General features: G+C 70.9%; 3 protein-coding genes and 1 pseudogene. 1 reads left to right on the top strand and 3 read right to left on the bottom strand.

What is annotated here, in order from left to right; all coding sequences use genetic code 11:
- Nucleotides 1–893, bottom strand: a pseudogene (locus EJK15_RS68325) (bifunctional 3'-5' exonuclease/DNA polymerase); the annotation flags it as partial.
- 5 nt (nucleotides 894–898) lie between these two features.
- Complete coding sequence (locus tag EJK15_RS68320) at nucleotides 899–2,038, bottom strand: metallophosphoesterase family protein (protein WP_338089980.1); 1,140 nt, start codon at nucleotides 2,036–2,038, stop codon at nucleotides 899–901.
- A gap of 468 nt (nucleotides 2,039–2,506) precedes the next feature.
- On the opposite strand from EJK15_RS68320, the gene EJK15_RS68315 reads away from it, so the two are divergent.
- Entirely contained in the window at nucleotides 2,507–2,926 is a 420-nt protein-coding gene (locus tag EJK15_RS68315) for a hypothetical protein (protein ID WP_138720774.1), read from the top strand.
- Here the strand turns inward: EJK15_RS68315 and EJK15_RS68310 are convergent.
- Nucleotides 2,898–3,438 (bottom strand): FAD-linked oxidase C-terminal domain-containing protein (locus tag EJK15_RS68310; protein WP_276615623.1); only part of this gene is annotated, 541 nt, incomplete at its 5' end. The two genes, EJK15_RS68315 and EJK15_RS68310, sit on opposite strands and share 29 nt — an antisense overlap.

Below are 3,438 nucleotides of genomic sequence, written 5' to 3'. Positions count from 1 at the left end.
CCCCCGCCCCCGCTGGTGGCCCACCGCCCGGACACGACGCCGCCCACCACGTATTCGGCCCTGAACCGCCCGTCCCGCACCCACTGATCGGCCCAAACCCACCCGTGGAAGCTGAACAGCCGGGCCAGCTCCTTGTACGCCAGCAACGGCGCCACCGCGGGATGGTCGATCTGCTTCAGCTCCCCCGACCGGGTCGTCTTCAGCGCCACCCCCGCCCCCTTGAACGCCTTGACGAGCTGCTGCACCGAGTCCGGGTTGACCGGATGCCCGAACGCCGCCGCCACCTCGCCGGCCAGCGCCTGCAGCTTGGCGGGCCGCATGCCGTGCACCGGCCGCGGCCCGAGCAACTCGGTCAGCAGCGCGTCGTGCACGTCCCTGCGCCACGGCATCCCGTCGTGCGAAATCTCGGCCGCGACGAGCGCCCCCGCCGACTCGGCCGCGACCAGCAGCCGGAAGCGGCCCGGCGCCGGCAGCGCCTCGATCCGCCGCAGCTGATCGGCCAGCACCTCGGCCACCGCCTCCGCGCCGAGCGGCTCGGGCGCGAACAGCGTGCCCGGCACGTCCGGCTGGTCATCGGGCTCCGGCAGCCCGTGCAGCCTGGCGTGCACCGCCCGGGCCGTGCGGCTCTCGCCGTAGCGGCCTTCGTACGCGAGCAGCAGCGCCTCGGTGAGCGCGATGTCGTGGCAGCGCGCGACCCGCACGCCCGCCCGGAGCAGCGGCGGGTACGTCTCCCGCGTGTCGGCCCACACCCACCGCGGACGCTCGGCCGCCTCGATCTCGCGCACGGCTCCCGCCAGATCGGCGGCACGGCGAGCCGCGCCCCCGACCGGGAGCACCGTCTCTCCGGCGACCACGACATGCACATCGTCCAGGGTGCCAAACGCCTCCGACAAAACGGCTACGACAAGCTGATACGCACCTCGTCCTCCAGCGGCGGCTCGACCTCCTGCGCCAGGCAGCCGGTGGCGGCGAAGCACCGCAGCGTCAGCTCCTCGGGTGTGACCGACATGTGCAGGAACTGCTTGAAGAACGGCGGCGTGTCCCAGTCGGACAGCTCGGACAGGAAACGATGGAACACCCGGTCCACGGGCAGCCGGAACGGCCACGCCCAGGCCCCGAGCAGCCGAGCGGCCCACCGCATCCGGCGCGTGATCTTCACGGGACCCGCGGGGGTCCTGACGGGCTTGTTCTTGATGCGCTCCGACATGATGCACAGGGCCTCGTTCGGCGTGAGGTAGAGCCACTTCATCCGCAGCCGGCGCGCGTAGAGCTGGCTGTAGAACGACAGCGAGTCGCCGCGCAGCGGGTAGCACTTGAAGTCGTCCTCGTGCACCCCCGCCACGTCGACCCGGCCGATCGTGTGCGTGGCGTGCATGAACGCGCCGGCGCCGCCCGCGACGACGTACTGGATGACCCGGTCGCCCACCTTGACCGGATAGCGCTGGTAGTTGTGCACGTCTCCGCCGATGGCCGCGACGTACCGGTGCGCCGGGTCGCGCACGATGTCGTCGATCGTGCCGCCCTCCTCCAGGGGTGACGGCTTGTAGGCGTTGCCGGTGTAGATGGGCTTGCCGGTCACGAGGATCTTCGGCCTCGGGTCGAGCGAGACGCGCCGCAGCCACGCGGTCTGCGCCTTGTCGATCACGTTCCTGATGCCGGTGTCCACGCCGACGATCAGCAGGCTGTCGCTCTCGATCGCCCAGTACGGCCCCGGCTGCGTGGCCTGCTGCGCCGGCTTGCCCCTGAGCGAGCGCGCCTCGGCCAGCCGCGCCTCGTCGATGGTCTCCGGCTTGCGCCACAGCAGCCCGCGCGGCCCGCGGTCCGGCTTGGGCTTGAGCGGCGGCGCGTCGCAGAAGACCCGCATGAAGCCGCCGAGCCCGTCGTACCAGTCGTGGTTCCCCGGAATGGCGTAGATGGGAGCGTCATAGTCCTTGTACGGGCGGAAGAACTTGTCCCCGTACTCGTTGCCCGATCCGATCGGGTAGATCACGTCGCTGGCGATGATGGCGAACGATGTTCTCTCGCCGACTTTCAGCATTCCAGGAACGACGGCGTACTGGGAGGCGTCGCCCTCACCGGTATCGCCAAGGAGAAGGAAACTGAAATTTCCCCCGACGGGGGGTTTGATACGAAATTCCGGGTCAATCCCGCGCGCTTCCTGGGACGCCACCCACCGCCCCCGGACCTCCCCCGAGGGATCACCGAACAGCCCGGCGAGGACCTCGTTGCGGGAGAGCCAGAGCGTCCGCAAATTCAGCCAGCTGAACCCATGATTATCCGGTCTGAGCTGGGCGAACGTACCGATCTGCGAGCAGGCCCATCCGGCCCCTTCCTCTGACACCCGTGACGAAAGCTGTTTTCCACGCTCGGCCGCTACTTCAACCATGACCACATCTTTACCGTGATCTACCATTCGCGCATCCTGAACACTCCGTACGACAGAGAAGGCAATGGTGTAACCTCACCCCCCAAGCAAGCGGTTGGGACCCACCGACGGGAGGCTCCCATGACGCGTAACGGCCCGGACGACGCGACCCGGAAAGGCGCTTCCGCCGTGGATGCCATCGAGGGTCTGCTCGCTTATGCCCAGACCCGCCGGTGGAAAGGCGCGGCGTTCAACAGCGTGAGGGAGGCCATCGCGCGGAGCCGGGCCCTGGTCAGGGAGTCCCACGGCGAGCACACGGCGCTGCTGGCGCGCTGCCTGCGCACGGCGGCGAAGATGCAGCTCAAGCGGGGCCGGGCCATGGAGGCGCTGCCGCTGGCGCAGGAGGCGGTGGCGCTCACCCGCTCGCTGGGCGGCGGCCCGCTGGAGGTCTCGCTGCGCGCCCTCGCCGCCGCGCTGGAGGCCCTCCACCGCTACAGCGAGGCCGCCGAGACCCTGGCCGAGGCCGACCGGATCATCCCTCCCCCGGACGACCGGGAATGAGCACGCCGGGGTTGAGTATCCCGGCCGGGTCGAGCCGGGACTTGACCGCCCCCATGACGGCGACGCCGACCGGGCCGAGCTCGGCGGCGTAGGCGTCCCGGTGATCGCGACCGACCCCGTGATGGTGCGTGATCGTGCCGCCCGCCTCGACGACGGCCGCGTTCACCGCCGCCTTGGCCCGCTCCCACTGCGCCACGGGGTCGTCCTCCTGCGGGGTCACGACGGTGAAGTACAGCGAGGCGCCGGTCTCGTACACGTGCGAGATGTGGCACATGACCAGCGGCGAGCCGAGCTCGCCGAGCAGGGCCAGCCGCACCGCGTCGTAGAGCCGCGGCAGATTCGACCAGAACCCGGCGGTCTCGAGCGTCTCGACGGTGGCGCCGGCCGCGAGCAGCGAGTCGCGCAGGTACGGGGCGGAGAAGCGGCCGCGCTCCCACGCCTGCCCCGGCGCCTCCCCCAGGGGCTCACCACCCATCCGCGCCAGCACGGCGGAGGCGGCGGCCCGCCGGCCC

The sequence above is a fragment of the Nonomuraea basaltis genome, assembly GCF_005893125.1.
In the GTDB taxonomy this organism is placed as follows: Bacteria; Actinomycetota; Actinomycetes; order Streptosporangiales; family Streptosporangiaceae; genus Nonomuraea; species Nonomuraea basaltis.
Note: the sequence above shows the minus strand (reverse complement) of the source record. Positions and strands in the feature narration are given on the sequence as shown.

Excerpts from the sequence above, each read along its gene's own strand:
- EJK15_RS68320 (WP_338089980.1), bottom strand. The coding sequence starts at position 2,038 with ATGCTGAAAGTCGGCGAGAGAACATCGTTCGCCATCATCGCCAGCGAC.
- EJK15_RS68315 (WP_138720774.1), top strand. The coding sequence starts at position 2,507 with ATGACGCGTAACGGCCCGGACGACGCGACCCGGAAAGGCGCTTCCGCC.